At 74.9% G+C, this 17,714-nt stretch carries 19 protein-coding genes and 1 tRNA gene; 10 read left to right on the forward strand and 10 right to left on the reverse strand.

Features of this window, described 5'->3' with window-relative positions; translation table 11 throughout:
* The 3 genes from GYH36_RS11905 to GYH36_RS11915 form a co-directional block, all read left to right on the forward strand.
* Positions 1-607, forward strand: a 607-nt coding sequence (locus tag GYH36_RS11905; RefSeq protein ID WP_446661272.1) for a thiolase family protein, incomplete at its 5' end; no start/stop codon positions are given.
* A 155-nt stretch (positions 608-762) separates the two neighbouring features.
* Complete coding sequence (locus tag GYH36_RS11910) at positions 763-1,455, forward strand: energy-coupling factor ABC transporter ATP-binding protein (RefSeq protein ID WP_162289963.1); 693 nt, start codon at positions 763-765, stop codon at positions 1,453-1,455.
* 55 nt (positions 1,456-1,510) lie between these two features.
* Entirely contained in the window at positions 1,511-2,110 is a 600-nt protein-coding gene (locus GYH36_RS11915) for an energy-coupling factor transporter transmembrane component T family protein (protein ID WP_162289945.1), read from the forward strand.
* A 21-nt stretch (positions 2,111-2,131) separates the two neighbouring features.
* Here the strand turns inward: GYH36_RS11915 and GYH36_RS11920 are convergent, their stop codons facing one another.
* Genes GYH36_RS11920 through GYH36_RS11930 form a run of 3 tightly spaced genes read right to left on the reverse strand, consistent with a single transcriptional unit; the run spans position 2,132 to position 4,846 of the window.
* Complete coding sequence (locus GYH36_RS11920; RefSeq protein ID WP_162289946.1) at positions 2,132-3,454, reverse strand: MFS transporter; 1,323 nt, start codon at positions 3,452-3,454, stop codon at positions 2,132-2,134.
* Positions 3,451-4,062 carry an ArsR/SmtB family transcription factor gene (locus tag GYH36_RS19320; RefSeq protein WP_203231795.1) on the reverse strand — a complete coding sequence of 204 codons (612 nt, stop codon included), beginning with the start codon at positions 4,060-4,062 and terminating at the stop codon, positions 3,451-3,453. The genes GYH36_RS11920 and GYH36_RS19320 overlap by 4 nt, the downstream gene beginning before the upstream one ends.
* A 43-nt stretch (positions 4,063-4,105) precedes the next feature.
* Entirely contained in the window at positions 4,106-4,846 is a 741-nt protein-coding gene (locus GYH36_RS11930; protein WP_162289947.1) for a phosphatase PAP2 family protein, read from the reverse strand.
* A 210-nt stretch (positions 4,847-5,056) separates the two neighbouring features.
* On the opposite strand from GYH36_RS11930, the gene GYH36_RS11935 reads away from it, so the two are divergent.
* From GYH36_RS11935 to GYH36_RS11945, 3 genes are all read left to right on the forward strand, one after another.
* Complete coding sequence (locus tag GYH36_RS11935) at positions 5,057-5,206, forward strand: hypothetical protein (RefSeq protein ID WP_155858612.1); 150 nt, start codon at positions 5,057-5,059, stop codon at positions 5,204-5,206.
* Between the two features lie 181 nt (positions 5,207-5,387).
* Positions 5,388-6,071 (forward strand): oligoribonuclease, encoded by a 684-nt coding sequence (gene orn, locus GYH36_RS11940; RefSeq protein ID WP_024842159.1) that lies wholly within the window; start codon positions 5,388-5,390, stop codon positions 6,069-6,071.
* 93 nt (positions 6,072-6,164) lie between these two features.
* A tRNA-His gene (locus tag GYH36_RS11945) sits at positions 6,165-6,240 on the forward strand.
* A gap of 79 nt (positions 6,241-6,319) precedes the next feature.
* Here GYH36_RS11945 and GYH36_RS11950 read toward each other — a convergent pair.
* Positions 6,320-6,961: a LysE family translocator gene (locus GYH36_RS11950; RefSeq protein WP_312028614.1), complete on the reverse strand. Its 642-nt coding sequence runs from the start codon at positions 6,959-6,961 to the stop codon at positions 6,320-6,322.
* Between the two features lie 211 nt (positions 6,962-7,172).
* On the opposite strand from GYH36_RS11950, the gene GYH36_RS11955 reads away from it, so the two are divergent.
* The 4 genes from GYH36_RS11955 to GYH36_RS11970 all read left to right on the forward strand — a co-directional run bounded on the left by GYH36_RS11955 (position 7,173) and on the right by GYH36_RS11970 (position 10,350).
* A complete protein-coding gene (locus GYH36_RS11955; RefSeq protein WP_155099263.1) occupies positions 7,173-8,006 on the forward strand; it encodes an ABC transporter ATP-binding protein in 834 nt (277 codons plus the stop codon).
* On the forward strand, positions 8,003-8,644 hold the full coding sequence (locus GYH36_RS11960; protein ID WP_155099262.1) for an ABC transporter permease: 642 nt from the start codon (positions 8,003-8,005) through the stop codon (positions 8,642-8,644). Before GYH36_RS11955 ends, GYH36_RS11960 begins: the two co-directional genes overlap by 4 nt.
* The gene (locus GYH36_RS11965; protein ID WP_162289948.1) at positions 8,641-9,372 is read left to right on the forward strand and encodes an ABC transporter permease; all 732 of its coding nucleotides are present in this window, start codon (positions 8,641-8,643) and stop codon (positions 9,370-9,372) included. Before GYH36_RS11960 ends, GYH36_RS11965 begins: the two co-directional genes overlap by 4 nt.
* 84 nt (positions 9,373-9,456) lie before the next feature.
* The gene (locus GYH36_RS11970; RefSeq protein WP_162289949.1) at positions 9,457-10,350 is read left to right on the forward strand and encodes an ABC transporter substrate-binding protein; all 894 of its coding nucleotides are present in this window, start codon (positions 9,457-9,459) and stop codon (positions 10,348-10,350) included.
* Between the two features lie 88 nt (positions 10,351-10,438).
* Here GYH36_RS11970 and GYH36_RS11975 read toward each other — a convergent pair whose 3' ends face one another.
* The 6 genes from GYH36_RS11975 to GYH36_RS12000 form a co-directional block, all read right to left on the reverse strand.
* Positions 10,439-11,362, reverse strand: coding sequence for an ATP-grasp domain-containing protein (locus GYH36_RS11975; RefSeq protein WP_162289950.1), 924 nt, complete (start codon positions 11,360-11,362; stop codon positions 10,439-10,441).
* 63 nt (positions 11,363-11,425) lie between these two features.
* Positions 11,426-12,982, reverse strand: a complete 1,557-nt coding sequence (locus GYH36_RS11980; RefSeq protein ID WP_162289951.1) for a dihydrolipoyl dehydrogenase family protein — start codon at positions 12,980-12,982, stop codon at positions 11,426-11,428.
* 190 nt (positions 12,983-13,172) lie between these two features.
* Complete coding sequence (locus tag GYH36_RS11985) at positions 13,173-14,819, reverse strand: monocarboxylic acid transporter (RefSeq protein WP_162289952.1); 1,647 nt, start codon at positions 14,817-14,819, stop codon at positions 13,173-13,175.
* Positions 14,816-15,166 carry a DUF485 domain-containing protein gene (locus tag GYH36_RS11990; protein ID WP_155099259.1) on the reverse strand — a complete coding sequence of 117 codons (351 nt, stop codon included), beginning with the start codon at positions 15,164-15,166 and terminating at the stop codon, positions 14,816-14,818. The genes GYH36_RS11985 and GYH36_RS11990 overlap by 4 nt, the downstream gene beginning before the upstream one ends.
* A 152-nt stretch (positions 15,167-15,318) precedes the next feature.
* On the reverse strand, positions 15,319-16,143 hold the full coding sequence (trmB, locus tag GYH36_RS11995; protein WP_376739824.1) for a tRNA (guanosine(46)-N7)-methyltransferase TrmB: 825 nt from the start codon (positions 16,141-16,143) through the stop codon (positions 15,319-15,321).
* A 53-nt stretch (positions 16,144-16,196) separates the two neighbouring features.
* Positions 16,197-17,516 carry a TrpB-like pyridoxal phosphate-dependent enzyme gene (locus GYH36_RS12000; protein WP_024842148.1) on the reverse strand — a complete coding sequence of 440 codons (1,320 nt, stop codon included), beginning with the start codon at positions 17,514-17,516 and terminating at the stop codon, positions 16,197-16,199.
* Between the last annotated feature and the right edge of the window lie 198 nt (positions 17,517-17,714).

Consider the following 17,714-nt stretch of genomic DNA (forward strand, 5'->3'; position numbering starts at 1 on the left):
CGCGGAGACCGTGCGGCTCGGCGCGCCGCGGCGGGCGCTCGCGCGCGACGAGCGGGCGCGCCGCCTCGACCCCGCCGTGCTCGCCCGGCTCGTGCCCGCGTTCTCGCCCGACGGGACCGTGACCGCGGCGACGGCGAGCCCCGTGAGCGACGGGGCCGCGGCCGTCGCGGTCGTGCCCGAGCGAGTGCGCCGCGACCTGGGCGCACCAGGCCTGCGCGTGCTCGCGTCCGCGACGGTCGGTTGCGACCCCGCGCTGCCCGGCTGGGGGCCCGTGCCCGCCGTCCGGGCCGTGCTCGCCCGCGCGGGCGTCGCGCTCGACGACGTGGCGGCCGTCGAGGTCGTCGAGGCGTTCGCCGCACAGGTGCTCGCGGTCACGGACGCGCTGGGGCTCGACCCGCTCGGCGACGCCGCGGACGACGCGCGCGTGTGCGCCGACGGCGGCGCGCTCGCGCTCGGGCACCCGTGGGGCGCGAGCGGTGCGCTCGTCATCGTCCGGCTGTTCTCGCGGCTCGTGCGCGCGGGCGCCCCCGCCGGGACGCTCGGCCTCGCGACCGCGGCCGTGGGCGGCGGGCTCGGCGTCGCCGCGCTCGTGGAGGTGGTCCGGTGATCGCGCGCGCGGTCGCGGCCGCCCGCCGCCGGAACGCCGACCGGGGGGCGCGCACGCCCGGCGCCGCTCCCCCGGTCCCGGCCGACGCCGTGCCCTCGGGCGTCGTGCCCGCCGGCGCCGTGACCGCCGACGCGGCGACGGGGTGCGTCGTCCGGCTGGAGGACGTGCACGTGCGGCTCGGCGAGCGCGACGTCCTGCGCGGGGTGGACGTCGAGCTCACCGAGCGCCGCGTCGGGATCGTCGGCGCCAACGGCTCGGGCAAGAGCACGCTCGCGCGCCTGCTCAACGGGCTCGTGGTCCCCACGGCGGGACGCGTGCTCGTCGACGGGCTCGACACACGTCGCGACGGCGCGGCGGTCCGGCGCCGCGCCGGGTTCGTGTTCACGGACCCGGACGCGCAGATCGTCATGCCGACCGTCGCCGAGGACGTCGCGTACTCGGTGCGCGGCGTGCCCGCCTCCGAGCGCGACCGGATCGTGCGGGACGCGCTCGCGGCGCGCGGCCTCGCCCACCACGCCGACCACCCCGCCCACCTCCTGTCCGGCGGGCAGAAGCAGCTCCTCGCGCTCACGTCCGTCCTCGCGGCGCGCCCTCGCCTCGTGGTCGCCGACGAGCCGACGACGCTCCTCGACCTGCGCAACACGCGCCGGTTCGCCGCCGAGCTCGCGGCCCTGCCCCAGCAGGTCGTCCTCGTCTCGCACGACCTGACCCTCATGGACGCGATGGACCGCGTCCTCGTCGTCGACGACGGGCGGGTCGTGGCGGACGACGCACCCGGGCCGGCCGTCGCGCACTACCGGCGCCTCGTCGACGAGGCCGCACCCGCGAGCCGCCGGGGCGCGTCGTGACGGGTTCGCCCGCGCCGAGGCCCGCCGTGCACGTCGCGCCGCACGGGCGGCCGTCGTGACGCCCGGCACGTACCGCCCGGGCACGTCGCTCGTGCACCGCGCGCCCGCGGGGGCCAAGCTCGCCGGGCTCGCGGGCGTGTCCGCCGTCGCGCTCGCGGCGACGTCGCCCGGGACGGTCGCGGCCGTCGTCGGCGCCGTCGCGGCCCTGTACGCCGTCGCGGGCGTGGGCCTGCGCGCGGCCTGGGCGCAGGTGCGGCCCCTGCGTCTCGTGGTGCCCGTGCTGCTCGCGGTGCAGTGGCTCACCCTCGGTCCCGTGCCCGCGCTCGTCCTCACGTCCCGCCTCGTCGCGCTCGTCGCGCTCGCGGGCCTCGTGCTGCTCACGACGCGCACGTCCGCCGTGCTCGCCGCGATCGGCCGGGGCCTGCGCCCGCTCGCGCGCGTGGGGGTCGACGTCGGCCGGCTCGCGCTCGTCCTGTCGCTCGCCGTGCGGTGCGTCCCCGTGGTGACCGCGCTCGCGCACCGCGTGCGCGACGCGTGCCGGGCCCGCGGCCGCGAGCGCGACGTGCGCGCCTACGCCGTCCCGCTCGTCGTCGGGGCCCTGCGTCAGGCCGACGCGCTCGGGGACGCGCTGCGCGCCCGCGGTCTCGACGACTGAACCCGGGGCCGACGCCGCGCCCTACTCGGCGACCGCCGCGGCGGCGCGGCGGCCGCGCAGCGCGAGACCCGAGGCGACGACGACCCCGGCGACCGTGACGACGAGCAGCACGCGGTAGTCGAGCACCCCGAGGAGCGCCGCGCCCACGACGGTGAGGACGAGCTGCGGGACGTTGAGCAGCATCGTGCTCGCGGCGGCGACACGGCCCTGGAGGGTGCCGGGCGTGCGGAGCTGGCGCTCGGTGACGAACCCGACGACCGCCCACGTCACGCCCAGCCCGACCCCGCCGAGCCCCACGACGATCGCGGCGACGCTCGTGCCCGTCGTCGGGACGATGCCCAGCGCGAGCACGAGCAGGCCGAGCGCGACGACGCGCTGCGCGCCCCAGCGGGCGACGAGCCGGGCCGCGGTGAGCCCGGCGACGATCGCCCCGAGCGCCTGGACGGACGCGATGGGGCCGAGGAGCGCCGCGGGGAGGCCGAGGCCGTGCTCGACGATCGCGAGGCTCACCGCGTTGAGCAAGCCGACGGCCGCGAACGCGACGACGAGCGCGAGCGTGAGGACGCCGAGCGGCGCGGTCCGCACGAGGTGCCGGAAGCCCGCGGTGACCTCGCCGAGGTAGGGCTCGCGCTCGTCGGCCGGGGTCGGCGGGGTCTCGGCGACCCGGATGCGCCCGACGAGCACGGCCGCGACCGTGAACGCGACGGACGCCGCGGCGACGAGCGGCCACACCCCCGCGAGCGCGTACGCGCCGGCGCCGACGACCGGCATGAGGAGGCGGAACACCTGGTCGATCGTCGTGAGGCGGCCGTTCGCGGGCGCGAGCGCGTCGTCGGGCAGCATGTCTCGCACGAGACCCGACTGGGCAGCGGCCGTCGCGAAGCCGACGGTCGAGTAGAGCACCGTGACGACGAACACGAGCCACACCTGCCCGGGGCCCCGCACGGCGAGCAGCGCGAGCACGCTCAGCGCCCCGACGGCGTACGCCCCGACGAGCATCCGGCGCCGCGAGACCCGGTCGGCGAGCTGCCCGAGGAACGGCGACGCGAGCGCCGGCAGGCCGAGCGCGGCGAACACGAGGCCGGCGGCGCCGTTGGACCCCGTGAGGTCCTTGACCCACACGGCGAGGATGATCGCGAGGACGGAGTCGGCGAAGTTCGTGAACGCCCACGCCACCGACAGCAGGCGGAACGGGCGGCCGCGCAGCGCGGCGCGCGCGGGGCCTGCGGCGGCGTCCTCGGCCGGACCGGCCGTCGTCCCGGTCGGCGCGACGCCGCTCGCCGCCGTGCCGCTCGCGCTCGTGCCGGTCGGGGTGGTGCCCGCCGGTCCGTCCGGTGCGCTCATCGGGGGGTCCTGCGGGGGTCGGCGTTGACGACGGCGAACAGGCGCGCGGGGCGTGCGCCCGCGGGTCGCAGGGAGGGGTCGTCCCAGCGGCCGGCGAAGCGGTCGGTGAGCGCCTCGACCTCGCGCGCGAGCGCGTCGAGCTCCTCGCGCGTCGCGTAGAACGACGCACCGCTCATCGTCGAGGCGAGGAGCCACTGCGGGTCCTCGGCGGGCGCCGCGGCGAGCCACGCGCGGACCCGGTCGGCCTCCTGGTCGAGCACGAGGCCCGCCACGGCGCCGGCCGCGTGCAGCGACTCCGGGACGTCGGGGTCGAAGCGCGTCTGGCGGCCGCGTCCGACGGAGCGCCACGGGCGCTCCTTGCCGCGCCGCTCTGCGGGTTCGACGTAGCCGTACTTAGCGAGCATGCGGAGGTGGAACGAGCAGCTCGCGACGGACTCGCCCGTGACCTCGGCGCAGCGCGTCGCGGTGACCTCGCCCTCGTCGTCGAGGATCGCGAGGATGCGCAGGCGCAGCGGGTGGGCGAGGGCCCGGATGCTCGCGGGGTCGGTGGCGACGACTTGACCGGCGGTCTGCCGCGGGCCGGACGGCGCGGCTCCTGACGTGCTCATGCGAGCACGCTAGTTCACGAAAGGGTTCTTGCGCAAGACTTCTTTAGCGAACGCCGCCGTCCGTTCCCGCCGGCCGGGCGGCCACGCGCCGGCGCCCGCCCGCCCGCGCGTCGTGCAGGCGTGTGACGACGACCACGACGCCGAGGACCGCCACCGCGAGCGCCATCCCCGCCAGGACGTCCGTGAGGAAGTGGTACCCGAGGTAGAGCCGGCTCAGGGCGACCGCGCCCACGACGACCACCGACACGGCCACCCAGACGGCGAGCACCCGCCCGTCGTGGTGCCGGTGCCACACGAGGTAGCCCCCGACGAGCACGAGCGTCGCGGCACCGATCGTGTGGCCGGACGGGAAGGAGAACGAGCGCTCGACGCCCGCGACGACCATCGACGCGTCGGGCGGCCGCGGGCGCGCGACCACCGCCTTGAGCACCGTCGAGACGAGCGTGGACAGCACCATCGCCCCCGCGAGCATGCCGGGCTCCCACCACGTGCCCGAGCGCCAGGCCCAGAGCGCGCAGCCCAGCGCGACGAGGACGGGGAGCACGTACGGCCCGGACACGGTCGTCACGACGGTGAGGACCGTCGTCGCGACGGGCGAGCGCTGCGCGACCATCCAGGCGAGCAGGGGGTCGTCGAGCAGCCAGAGGTCGTCCTGGTCGCGCACGGCGTCGAGCAGGACGACGAAGCCCACGGCGCCGACGAGGACCAGCACGAGCCCCGGCCACACCCGTGCGAGCACCTCGCGCACCGGCGCGCCTCCCGCTCCCCCGCCTCTCGGACTCATGCCCGGAGGCTACGCAGGGTGGACCGACCACGCAGGCCGGCCGGGCGGCGTCGTGCGGGGCACTCCGACGCTCGTGGCGGAAAAGCCGTGCGCCGCCCCCGCCGCGCGTGGTCCTCTAGGAGCACACCGCGGTGGCGTCCGTCCGGTCCGTACCGGGCGGTGGAGGGTCCGGCCAGACCCACGAAACCCAGCGTCACGAGAGCACTCACCATGCATCCCTTGATCACGTACGACGTGGCGGCCCTCAGCCGTCGCGAGCAGCTGCAGGAGCAGACCCTGCGCCGGTCGCAGCTGCGCCGCACCACGACCCGCGTCCCGGCGCACACCCGGCAGGCCCGCCTGCCGCGCCGCTCCGCATGACGCGCACCGACCGCTCGCCGGGCCGGGGTCCGACCCCGACAGGCGGCGGCGCACCTCGTCGAAGGCCTCGGCCGTCCGGACCCACCGTGGACCGGACCGCCGGGGCCTTCGTCGTACCGGCCCTCGCGGCGGAGCCGGGCGCGCGCGGGGACGGGCCGCACGCCACGACTAGGCTGTGCGGGTGAGTCCTGTGAACGCGAACGAACGCATCGTCTGGATCGACTGCGAGATGACCGGGCTCGACCTGGGCGCCGACGCCCTCGTCGAGGTCGCCGCCGTCGTGACCGACTCGGAGCTCAACGTGCTCGGCGAGGGGGTGGACGTCCTGGTCCGACCGCCCGCGGAGGCGCTCGCGCAGATGGGCGACTTCGTGCGCCAGATGCACACGACGTCGGGCCTGCTCGACGAGCTCGACGAGGGGCTCACGCTCGCCGAGGCCGAGCAGCGCGTGCTCGACTACGTCCGCACGTGGGTCCCGGAGCCCGGCAGGGCGCCCCTCGCGGGCAACTCGGTCGGGACCGACAAGGGCTTCCTCGACCGCGACATGCCGGCTCTGATGAGCCACCTGCACTACCGGATCATCGACGTCTCGTCCGTCAAGGAGCTCTCGCGCCGCTGGTACCCGCGCGCGTACTTCGCGTCGCCCGAGAAGCAGGGCGGGCACCGCGCGCTCGCGGACATCCTCGAGAGCATCGACGAGCTGCGGTACTACCGCGCCGCCGTGTTCGTCCCCCAGCCCGGCCCGGACTCCGCGACGGCGCGCCGCCTCGCCGAGGAGGTCGTGGCGACGAGCGTGGCCCGGGGACGCACCCGACCGGCCGCGGACGAGTCCGTGGCCACCGTCACAGGGACGACCGACGCCTGACCCGGCCGGGGCGTCCTGGAGCACCCCGCGGAACGGGTACACTTTTCGACGGCCGGTGCTCCACGCGCCGGTCGCGTGGGCACGTCCCGCATGGTGGGTATAGCTCAGCTGGTAGAGCACCTGGTTGTGGTCCAGGGGGTCGCGGGTTCAAGTCCCGTTACTCACCCCAGACGACGAGGGCCCGTCTCCGTACGGAGACCGGCCCTCGTCGCGTCCTGCCGTGTCGCGTCCCGGGACGTCCCGGCGGCTCAGGCGCTGCGGTGCGTCGCGACGGCGAGGAGGCCGCCGAGGCCGACCATCATGCCGCCGCCCGTGGCGCGCACCGCGCTCAGGCGCCCGGGCGAGGACGCGAACCAGGCCCGGGCCGCCCCGGCCGCGAGCGCCCACGCGCCGTCGCACACGAACGCGATCACGGTGAAGACGAGGCCGAGCACCATCATCTGGGCCGGCACCCGCCCGGCGTGGAAGTCCGTGAACTGGGGCAGGACGGCGACGAAGAACACGATGGTCTTGGGGTTCGTCGCGCCGACGACGTAGCCCTGCCGCACGACGCGCCACCACGGCTCGCGCGCGGGCGCGACGGCGACGTCGACCGCACCGTCCCGCCGGTGCCGGACCGCCTGGACGCCGAGGTAGACGAGGTAGGCGGCGCCGACGAACTTGACGGCCGTGAACACCGCGACGGACGTCGCGACGACGGTGCCCACGCCGAGCGCGACGGCGGCGACGAGCGTGAGCGCGCCGAGCTCGTTGCCGAGCACGCTGAGGACGCCGCCCCGGGGCCCGAGCGAGAGCGAGCGGCCCACGACGAAGAGCACGCTGGGGCCCGGGACCACGACGATCACGAGCGACGCGAGCGCGAAGGCGAGCAGGGCGTCCGGCGGCGGCACACGCTCACGATAGGTCTCCCGGTGACGCGCGTCACGGGAGTTCCGGACGGCCGCGGCGCCGTCGAGGGCGCGAAGCCGACGTACCGGTGCGAGTGCGGCGTGTCGGTGGGGCGTCGTACGGTCTGAGGCAGGCGACGCATTGCGCTCGCAGACCGCGTCGCGGTCGTGGTTGGGTGGAAGCCGTTCACCGACTGTCGGGAGGCAGCGCCCCATGATCGAGTTCCGATCGGTCACCAAGACGTACCCCGACGGCACGGCGGCGGTCGCCGACTTCGACCTCGTCATCCCGCCGCACCGCACCACGGTGCTCGTCGGGTCCTCGGGGAGCGGCAAGACGACGCTCCTGCGGATGATCAACCGCATGGTCGAGCCGACCTCGGGCGTCATCGAGATCGACGGCGCGTCGATCCTCGACCGCGACCCGGTGAAGCTGCGCCGGAGCATCGGGTACGTCCTGCAGAACGGCGGGCTCCTCCCCCACCACAAGGTCGTGGACAACGTCACGACCGTCCTGCGCCTCGAGGGCACGCCGCGCGGGCCCGCGCGCGAGCGCGCGCTCGAGCTCCTCGACACGGTCGGCCTCGACCGCGGCCTCGCGGACCGCTACCCGAGCCAGCTCTCGGGTGGCCAGCAGCAGCGCGTCGGCGTGGCGCGCGCGCTCGCCGCGGACCCGAACATCCTGCTCATGGACGAGCCGTTCGGCGCCGTCGACCCGATCGTCCGGGCCGAGCTGCAGACCGAGACGATCCGGCTGCAGCGCGAGCTGGAGAAGACCGTCGTGTTCGTCACGCACGACGTCGACGAGGCGTTCCTGCTCGGCGACCAGGTCGTCATCCTCGAGAAGGGCGCGCAGGTCGCGCAGATCGGGTCCCCGAGCGAGATCCTCGAGAACCCCGCGAGCGAGTTCGTCGCGAGCTTCATCGGCGCCGACCGCGGCGCCCGGGCGCTGCGCACCAAGCACACCGACCACGGGACGGTGCTCGTCGACGGCCGCGGCCGCACCCAGGGCGTGCTGGTGGACGACCTCGTCGAGGACGGCGCATGACCTGGGTGCTCGACAACCTCGACCTGATCGGCCGCCTCACGGTCGAGCACCTGCGCCAGTGCGTGCTGCCCATCGTGCTGGGGTTCCTCGTGTCGATCCCCGCGGGCTGGCTCGCGTTCCGGTTCCGCCTCACGCGCGGGCTCGTGCTCACGGTCGTCGGGCTGCTCTACACGATCCCGTCGCTCGCGCTGTTCGCGCTCCTGCCCCCGCTGCTCGGGATCAGCTTCCTGTCCGAGGTCAACCTCGTCGTCGCGCTGACGATCTACGCGGTCGCGATCATGACGCGGTTCGTCGCGGACGCGCTCGCGTCCGTCGACCCGACGGTCCGGCAGGCGGCGCTCGCCGTGGGCTACGGCCCGTGGCGGCGCTTCTGGCAGGTCGACCTGCCGCTCGCCGGGCCGGTCGTGCTCGCGGGGCTGCGCGTCACGGCCGTCTCCACGATCTCGCTCGCGACCGTCGGCATCCTCATCGGCATCGACAACCTCGGCTACCTGTTCACCAACGGCTACCAGCGCCAGATCGTCGCCGAGATCCTCGCGGGCGTCGTGGCGGTCGTGCTCGTGGCGCTCGTGGTCGACCTGCTGCTCGTGCTCACCGGGCGAGCGCTCATGCCCTGGTCCCGGAAGGTGCGCGCATGAACGTCTTCGCCGACGCGGTCGCCTGGATCTTCTCCCCCGACCGGCTCACCGGCGCGCTCCCGCTGCCGGAGGCGATCTGGACGCACCTCGCGTTCACGTTCGTCGCGGTGCTGATCGCCGCGGCGGTCGCGATCCCCGCGGGCTGGGCGATCGGCCACACCGGGCGGGGGCGCGAGATCGCCGTCGCGCTCTCGGGCGCCGCGCGGGCGGTCCCCTCGTTCGGCCTCGTGCTGCTCCTGGTGCTCGTGCTCGGCGTGACGCACAAGGTCGCCGCGTCCGTCACGGCGTTCGTGCTGCTCGCGATCCCGCCGATCCTCGCGGGCGCCTACGCGGGCGTCGAGGCCGTCGAGCGGCGCGTGGTCGACGGCGCGCGGTCCGTCGGCATGACCGGTCGCCAGGTCCTGTTCAAGGCGGAGGTCCCGCTCGGGCTCCCGCTGCTCATCGGCGGGCTCCGGTCCGCGACGCTCCAGGTGGTCGCGACCGTCACGCTCGCCGGCTACGTCGGCAACTGGGGCCTCGGCTTCTACATCGTCCAGGGCATCCAGATCCGCGACTTCTCCCAGATCCTCGGGGCGGCCCTCCTCATCGTGGTGCTCGCCGTCGTCCTCGACGCGCTGTTCGCGATCCTGCGACGGGTCGTCGTGCCGCGCGGCGTGGCCGCCGGCCGCGCCCCGGACGACGCCCCGGCACGGCGCAGGCGGCGCCTCCCCGACCCCACGACCGCCTGACCCGCGGCGCTCCCCCGCCGACCGCGCCGCGGCCCCGACCCACTCCCCTCCCGGTCCCGGGACGGCCCTCAGAAAGGCAGACACATGCGCACCATCCGACGCACCGCCCTCGTCGCGACCGCCGCGACCGCCGTCCTCGCCCTCGGCGCCTGCAGCGGCTCCGACCCGCTCGACGGCGGCAGCGCCTCGTCCGACGCGATCGTCGTGGGCTCCCAGGCGTACTACTCGAACGAGATCATCGCCGAGATCTACGCCCAGGCGCTCGAGGCCGAGGGCTTCACCGTCGAGCGCAACTTCTCGATCGGCCAGCGCGACGCGTACATGCCCGCGCTCGAGGACGGCGAGGTCCAGCTCTTCCCCGAGTACACGGGCAACCTCCTGCAGTTCTTCGACCCCGACGCCACGGCGACCTCGCCCGAGGACGTGTACGCCGCGCTGCAGGAGGCGCTGCCCGACGGGCTGACCGTGCTCGACCAGTCGAGCGCGACCGACCAGGACTCCTACAACGTCACCGAGTCGTTCGCCACGGAGAACGGCCTGACGAGCATCGCGGACCTCGCGGACCTCGACGTGCCGCTCACGCTCGGCGGCCCCGCCGAGCTCGAGCAGCGCCCGTACGGCCCGCAGGGGCTCAAGGACGTGTACGGCGTCGACGTGTCGTTCGTCGCGACGGGCGACACGACCGTGCAGGACCTCGTCGCCGGCACGGTGAACGTGGCGAACGTGTTCAGCGCCGACCCGCGCATCCAGACCGAGAACCTCGTCACGCTCGAGGACCCCGAGGGCCTGTTCCTCGCGTCGAACGTCGTGCCGCTCGTCAACGCCGACCTCGCCGACGAGATCGCGGACGTCATCAACCCCGTGAGCGCGGCGCTCACGCCTGAGGGCCTCGTCGCCCTCAACGTGCAGTCCACCGAGGAGCAGCGCTCGTCCGCGGACATCGCGGCCGACTGGCTCGCGGAGAACGGCCTCGCCTGAGCCGTCCCCGCACGCGCCACGGCGGCCCGTCCCGGGCCCGGGGCGGGCCGCCGTGGCGCGTGCGGCTGGACGCGAGGTCGGGAGCGGTTCAGCGCGCGGCGCGTGCCGCGATCGCGTCGGCGAACCGGTCGAGCGAGCCCGGGGCGAGGGAGAGGAAGAGCGACGGCTCGGTGAGCTCGAGCTCGATGACGACGACGCCCCCGTCGTTGCCGGTGACGACGTCGACGCGCGCGTAGAGGAAGCCCTTCACGTCCCCGCCGCCGACGGCTCCCGCCGCGACCGCGAGCGCCCGGCGCGCGACGTCGAGCTGCTCCTCGCTCGCGGTGAACGAGCTCATCTCCTCCTCCTGGTAGAGCCCGCGCGTGGGGCGGTGCGGGCCCGTGAGGAGCGCGTTCTTGCGCACGGCGTGGGAGAACTCGCCGTCGACGAACACGAGCCCGGTCTCGCCCGCGGTGTCGACGCTCGTCACGTACGGCTGCACCATGACCTCTCGGCCCGAGACCAGCAGGTTCTTCGCGTGCTGGATCGCGAGCCCTCGCGAGTGCGCCTCGCCCGCCTGGTAGCGGCCGGTGTCCTTCGCGCCGGCGCTCACGACGGGCTTGATGACGAAGTCGCCCTGCGCGGGCAGGCGCGTGTGGATCGCGCGCGAGGACAGGTTGCGCGCCGGGTCGAGCCAGAGCGTCGGGATGACGGGCACACCCGCGGCCTCGAGCTCGCGCAGGTACCCCTTGTCGGTGTTCCAGCGCAGCACGGCCTCGGTGTTGAGGATGCGCGGGACGCGCGCCGCCCACGCGACGAACTCGTCGCGACGGGCGGAGTAGTCCCACGTCGAGCGCACGACGACGGCGTCGAACGCCGACCAGTCGACGTCGGGGTCGTCCCACACCGCGGGCTCGGCGGCGACCCCGCGCGCGTCGAGCGCGCGCACGAGCGGGGCGTCGTCGGGGTCGAGGTGCGGGAGGACGGAGCACGTCGCGAGGGCGACGCGCGGGGCGGAGGTCTCGGTCGTCACGCACCCGAGCCTAGGCGACCGCGGGCGCGCGCGGGCGACCGGCCCACGGACGTCGTCCGGCGGCTACAGCCCGTACTCCTCGAGGAAGCGCAGCCAGACCTCGCTCACGGTCGGGTACGACGGCACCGCGTGCCACAGGCGCCGCAGCGGGACCTCGCCGACGACGGCGACCGTCGCGGCGTGCAGCATCTCCGCGGCGTCCGGGCCCACGAACGTCGCCCCGACGACGACCTCGCGCGCGGCGTCCACGACGAGCTGGGCGCTCCCCGCGTAGTCCGCGGCGCGCACCGACGCGCCCGCGACGTTCGCGAGGTCGTAGCGCACGACGCGCACGTCGATCCCGGCGTCGCGCGCCGACGCCTCGGTGTGCCCGACGGCGGCGACCTCGGGCCGCGTGAAGACGACCTGGGGCGAGGCCACGGCGTCGGCCGTCGCGGCGAAGCGTGACCACGGCTCGGGCGCGGCGCCGACGGCGGGCGGCTCCTCCCCCGCGGTCGGGGCTCCCTCGGTGCCGGCGTCGCCGAAGCGCGCCGCGACGACGTCGCCGACGACGCGGCCCTGGTACTTGCCCTGGTGGGTCGTCGCGACGCGCCCGGTGACGTCGCCCGCCGCGTAGAGCCACCCGGTCCCGGCGTCCTCGGCGAGCCCCTGGACGAGCATCGTGTCGTCGACCGTGAGCGCGCGCCCGGGGGCGAGCCCGACGGCGTCGACGCCGAGGTCGTGCGTGCGCGGGACGCGCCCCGTCGCGACGAGCACGCGCGCGGCGGAGACGGGCGAGAGGTCCGGCGCGTCGTCCCCGCGCGAGCGTGCCGCGGCGAGCGTGAGGCGCGCGCCGCCGTCGGGCAGCGGCTCGACGGACTCGGTGGTGACGCCGAGCCGCACGTCGACGCCCAGGTCGCGCAGCGACGCCGTGACGGCCTCGCCCGCCCACGGCTCGGTGCGCCCGAGCATCCCCCCGCGCGAGAGCACGGTGACGCGCGACCCGAGGTCCGTGAACGCGAACGCCATCTCCGCGGCGACGACCCCGCCGCCGACGATCGCGATCGACTCCGGCACCTCCTCGACGGAGGTCGCCTCGCGGCTCGTCCACGGGTTGACGTCGGCGAGCCCGGGGACGTCGGGCAGCACCGGGACGCTGCCCGTCGCGACGACCACCGCGTGCCGCGCCGCGAGCCGGCGGGCCCGCGGAAGCCCGTCCGGGTCGGCGTCGGCGTCCTCGGGGACGACCTCGACGAGGCGCGGCCCGACGATCCGCCCGAGCCCTCGCACGAGCGTGATGCCCGCGCCCTCGACCCACGAGACCTGCCCGGCGTCGTCCCAGTCGGCGACCATCGTGTCGCGGCGCGCGAGGATCGCGGGGACGTCGAGCCCGTCGGCGACGTCCGCGCCCGGCACGCCGCGCGCCTCGGCGCGCACCGCGCCCGGGCGCAGCAGGGTCTTCGACGGGATGCACGCCCAGTACGAGCACTCGCCGCCCACGAGCTCGGCCTCGACCAGCGCGACGCTCAGCCCGGTGCGGCCCGCGCGGTCGGCCACGTTCTCGCCGACGGGGCCGCCGCCGATCACGATCACGTCGAACGTCTCGTCGGCAGCCGTCTCCTGCTCCGTGTCGTTCGTCATGGGCCCATCCTCACGCGCGGCGGCGATCGGCGCCCCTCGGCGCGGCGACGGCGTCGGGCACGGCGGGGGTGGGCAAGCACAGGACGGTACGTCGTGCCGGGCGCGGCGGGCGTCGCTTGTCTCCGGGCCGGACGACGCGCGGCGCCCCGGCCCGGCAGGGTCGGGACGCCGCACGGCGCGGGGTCCACCGCTAGTGCACGACCGCCTTCTCGGCGCCGGCACCGGTGAGCGAGCGGACCTCCATCTCGGCGAACTTCTCGGGGTGCGGCTTCTCCTTGCTCAGGAGCGTCCCGACGATACCGAGCAGGAACGCGAGCGGGATCGAGACGATGCCCGGGTTGCTCAGCGGGAAGATCGCGAAGTCGATGCTCGTGTCCTTGATCATCGACAGGCTCGCGCCCGTGACCGGGTCCACCTTGCCGGACACCACGGGCGAGAACGCGATGAGCACGACGCACGAGATCAGCCCGCCGTACATGCTCCACAGCGCGCCGGACGTGTTGAACCGCTTCCAGAACAGCGAGTAGAGGATCGTCGGCAGGTTCGCGCTCGCCGCGACGGCGAACGCGAGCGCCACGAGGAACGCGACGTTCTGGCCCTGCGCGAAGATACCGCCGAGGATCGCGAGCACGCCGATGACGACGACCGTGATCCGCGCGACCTTGACCTCGCCGTCGGGCTTGACCTCGCCCTTCTTGATGACGTTGGCGTAGATGTCGTGCGCGAAGCTCGCCGCGGCGGTGATGGTCAGGCCCGCGACGACCGCGAGGATCGTGGCGAACGCGACCGCCGAGATGAACCCGAGGAGGATCTCGCCGCCGAGCGCGAACGCGAGCAGCGGTGCGGCGGAGTTCACGCCCCCCGGCGCCGAGCTGATCGTCTCCGGCCCGACGAGGGCTCCGGCGCCGTACCCGAGCACGAGCGTGAACAGGTAGAAGATGCCGATGAGCCAGATCGCCCACACGACCGACCGGCGGGCCTCCTTGGCCGACGGCACGGTGTAGAAGCGCATGAGCACGTGCGGCAGGCCCGCCGTGCCGAGCACGAGCGCGAGGGCGAGCGAGAGGAAGTCGAGCTTCGTGGTGCCCGTCGCGCCGTACTGCTTGCCGGGCTCGATGAGCGCCTCGCCGCCCGCGCCCGCCGTGTCGATCGCCCCCTGCAGCAGCTCGGAGAGGTTGAACCCGAACTTCGCGAGCACCCACAGCGTCATGACGGCGGCGCCCGCGATGAGCAGCACGGCCTTGATGATCTGCACCCACGTGGTGCCCTTCATGCCACCGACGAGCACGTAGAGGATCATGAGCGCTCCCACGACGGCGACGACGAGGCTCTGGCCCGCGGTCGAGTCGATGCCGAGCAGGAGCGCCACGAGCCCACCGGCGCCCGCCATCTGCGCGAGCAGGTAGAAGAACACGACGGCGAGCGTCGCGAGCGCCGCCGCCATGCGCACGGGGCGCTGCTTGAGCCGGAACGACAGCACGTCGGCCATCGTGAACTTGCCCGTGTTGCGCAGGAGCTCGGCCACGAGCAGGAGCGCGACGAGCCACGCGACGAGGAAGCCGATCGAGTAGAGGAAGCCGTCGTAGCCGTTGATCGCGATCGCGCCGCAGATGCCGAGGAAGCTCGCGGCGGACAGGTAGTCGCCCGCGATCGCCGTGCCGTTCTGCGGCCCGGTGAACGAGCGCCCGCCCGCGTAGTAGTCCGCGGCCGACTTGTTCTGCCGCGACGCGCGCAGCACGATCACGAGCGTCACGGCGACGAAGACGCCGAAGATCGCGATGTTGACGACCGGGTTCCCGACGTCGGTGGCCTCCGCGGCCGTCAGGTGGGGGCTCACAGCTCGTCCTCCTCGATCTCGCGGCGCAGCTCGTCCGCCGCGGCGTCGAAGCGCCTGTTGGCCCAGCGCGCGTAGATCATCGTGATCGCGAACGTGGACACGAACTGCCCCAGGCCGAGGAGCAGCCCGACGGTGATGTTCCCCCAGACCTTGGTGCTCATGAGGTCGTGCGCGTAGTTCGCGAGCAGGACGTAGAGGAAGTACCACACGAGGAACAGCGCCGTCATCGGGAACACGAAGTTCCGGAAGCGTCTGCGCAGGTCCTGGAACTCGGGCGAGCGTTGCACGCGCTGGTAGTCGGTCTCTTCGGCGGGTCCCGGTCCGGGGACGGCCGATACGTCGGTCATGACGCCTCCGTTGGCTCATGGAGGACTCGCGAGGCCCCGACGGCCGCCTCGGGAACGACCGCACGCGACACTGCGTGCCCGGGGCGACGTTTCACCCCCGGCACAATGTGCCGTAGATCACTTCTGCCCGCAAGGACCGAGCGCGGCGCGCGTCAGACGCGCACGTACTCCAGGTCGGTGATCGCACGACCGGCACGCTCGCCCTTGCGCTCGAAGCCGGTGAGGACGCGCCCCTCGAAGCGCGGCGCCACGCCCCCGGGGCCGTGCACGTTGCGCAGGCCCGGTGCGGCGTCGAGCACCTCGAGCATCTGCTCGGCGTACTCGGCCCAGTCCGTGGCGAGGCGCAGGACCCCGCCCGGCCGCTCGCCGTCGGCGTCCGGGGCGCGCAGGACGCGCTCCGCGAGCGCCGCGAACGACGGCGTCACGAGGCGCCGCTTGCGGTGCCGGGACTTGTGCCACGGGTCGGGGAAGAACACCCAGAGCTCGTCGACGCTGCCCTCGGGGAGGGTCGTGGCGAGCACCTCGGCCGCGTTGGCCTGCAGGAGCCGGAGGTTGGTGAGGCCGCGCTGCGACGCGCGGAGCACGGTCTGGGCGAGGCCGGGCGTGTACACCTCGACGGCGAGGAAGTCGGTGTCGGGCTCGCGCTCGGCGGCCGCGACCACGGCCTCGCCCTGGCCGGAGCCGATCTCGACGACGAGCCGTGCGGAGCGACCGAACGTGCCGGGCACGTCGAGCACCCACGCCGGGTCGACGGACGTGCGCGCGACGTCGCGCGGCACGTCGACGACGTAGCGGTCGCGGTGCGCGTCCCACGCGCGCTGCTGGCGCGGCGCGAGGCGGCCGCTGCGCCGCACGAACGACACGGGCTGCGTGCGGTATCGCGGCCGGGCGGGGCCGGTCGGGTCGCTCGCGCCAGGATCGGGCGCGGTCACGTCGGTCGGGACGTCGTCGAGGGTCTCGGGGGTCGGCTCGGGCACCGCACCAGGGTACGGGGCGCCCCGCGCGCGCCGTGCGCGGGGCGCCCCGTCCGTCACACGTACGCGGCGTACGCGGGCAGGTCGAGCACGCCGTTGCCGGACAGGCCGAGCACGATCACCTCGGGCTCCGTCGCGGCGCGCGCGTGCGCGATCGCGGCGGCCACGGCGTGCGTCGACTCCGGCGCCGGGATGATGCCCTCGGCGCGCGCGAACAGCGTCCCCGCGGCGAAGGCGTCGTCCTGCTCGACGGCGGTCGCCTCCATGAGGCCGAGGTTCACCGCGTGCGACACCATCGGCGACATGCCGTGGTAGCGCAGCCCGCCTGCGTGGATCGCCGGCGGCACGAAGTCCTTGCCGAGCGTGTGCATCTTGAGCAGCGGCGTCAGGCCCGCGACGTCGCCGAAGTCGTAGCGGTACTCGCCCTGCGTGAGCGACGGGCAGGCCGCCGGCTCGCACGCCACGAGGCGCGTCGTCGTGCCCTCGCGCAGGTTGCGGCCGAGGAACGGGAACGTCAGGCCCGCGAGGTTCGACCCGCCGCCCGCGCACCCGAACACGACGTCCGGCGCGCCCTCGCCCGCCTCGTCGAGCTGCACGAGCGCCTCCTGGCCGATGACGCTCTGGTGCAGCATGACGTGGTTGAGCACGCTGCCGAGCGCGTAGTGGGCCGCGGGGTCCTTCGCGGCCGTCTCGACGGCCTCGCTGATCGCCATGCCGAGCGAGCCGGTGGTGTCCGGGTCCGCGGCGAGCATCGCGCGCCCGGCCTCGGTGAGATCCGACGGCGACGGGTGGCACACCCCGCCGTAGACCTCCATCTGCGCGCGCCGGTACGGCTTCGCGTCGTACGACGCCCGCACCTGCCACACCTCGACCTCGAGCCCGAGCAGCGCGCCCGCGAACGACAGCGACGCGCCCCACTGACCCGCCCCGGTCTCCGTCGTGAGCTTCGTCGTGCCCTCGAGGGCGTTGTAGTACGCCTGCGCGACGGCCGTGTTCGGCTTGTGCGAGCCGACCGGGCTCACGCCCTCGTACTTGTAGTACACGCGGGCCGGGGTGCCCAGGGCCCGCTCGAGGCGGCGCGCGCGCACGAGCGGCGACGGCCTCCACAGCGCGTAGATCTCGCGGACGGTCTGCGGGATCTCGACGTAGCGCTCGGTCGTCACCTCCTGTTGCACGAGCGAGAGCGGGAACAGCGGCGCGAGGTCGTCGGGCGTCAGCGGCTCGCGCGTGCCCGGGTGCAGGTGCGGCGGCACCGGCTCGGGCAGGTCCGCCGCGAGGTTGTACCAGTGCGTCGGGACGGTCGAGGGCACCTCGGCGCCGGTCGGCTCGAGGGACCGGACGGGCAGGGAGGTCGGCGTGGTCTGCTGTGTCGTCATGGGGGGCTCCAGCTCGGGGGACGGCCGCTGGGCCGACGACGTGCGCACCGGGGTCTGCCGAGGCCGCCCACGTCGTCGGGGCACGGCCGGAGGAGGTCACCGGCCGTCAGGCGGTCGGCCACCAGGAGGTCACGGACGGGTGCGTCACGGGGCAGACCCTACCGCCCGGTCGCGGTCCGGACCACCGGCCCCCGGACC

It is taken from the genome of Cellulosimicrobium composti (assembly GCF_010287905.1).
Lineage (GTDB): Bacteria > Actinomycetota > Actinomycetes > Actinomycetales > Cellulomonadaceae > Cellulosimicrobium > Cellulosimicrobium composti.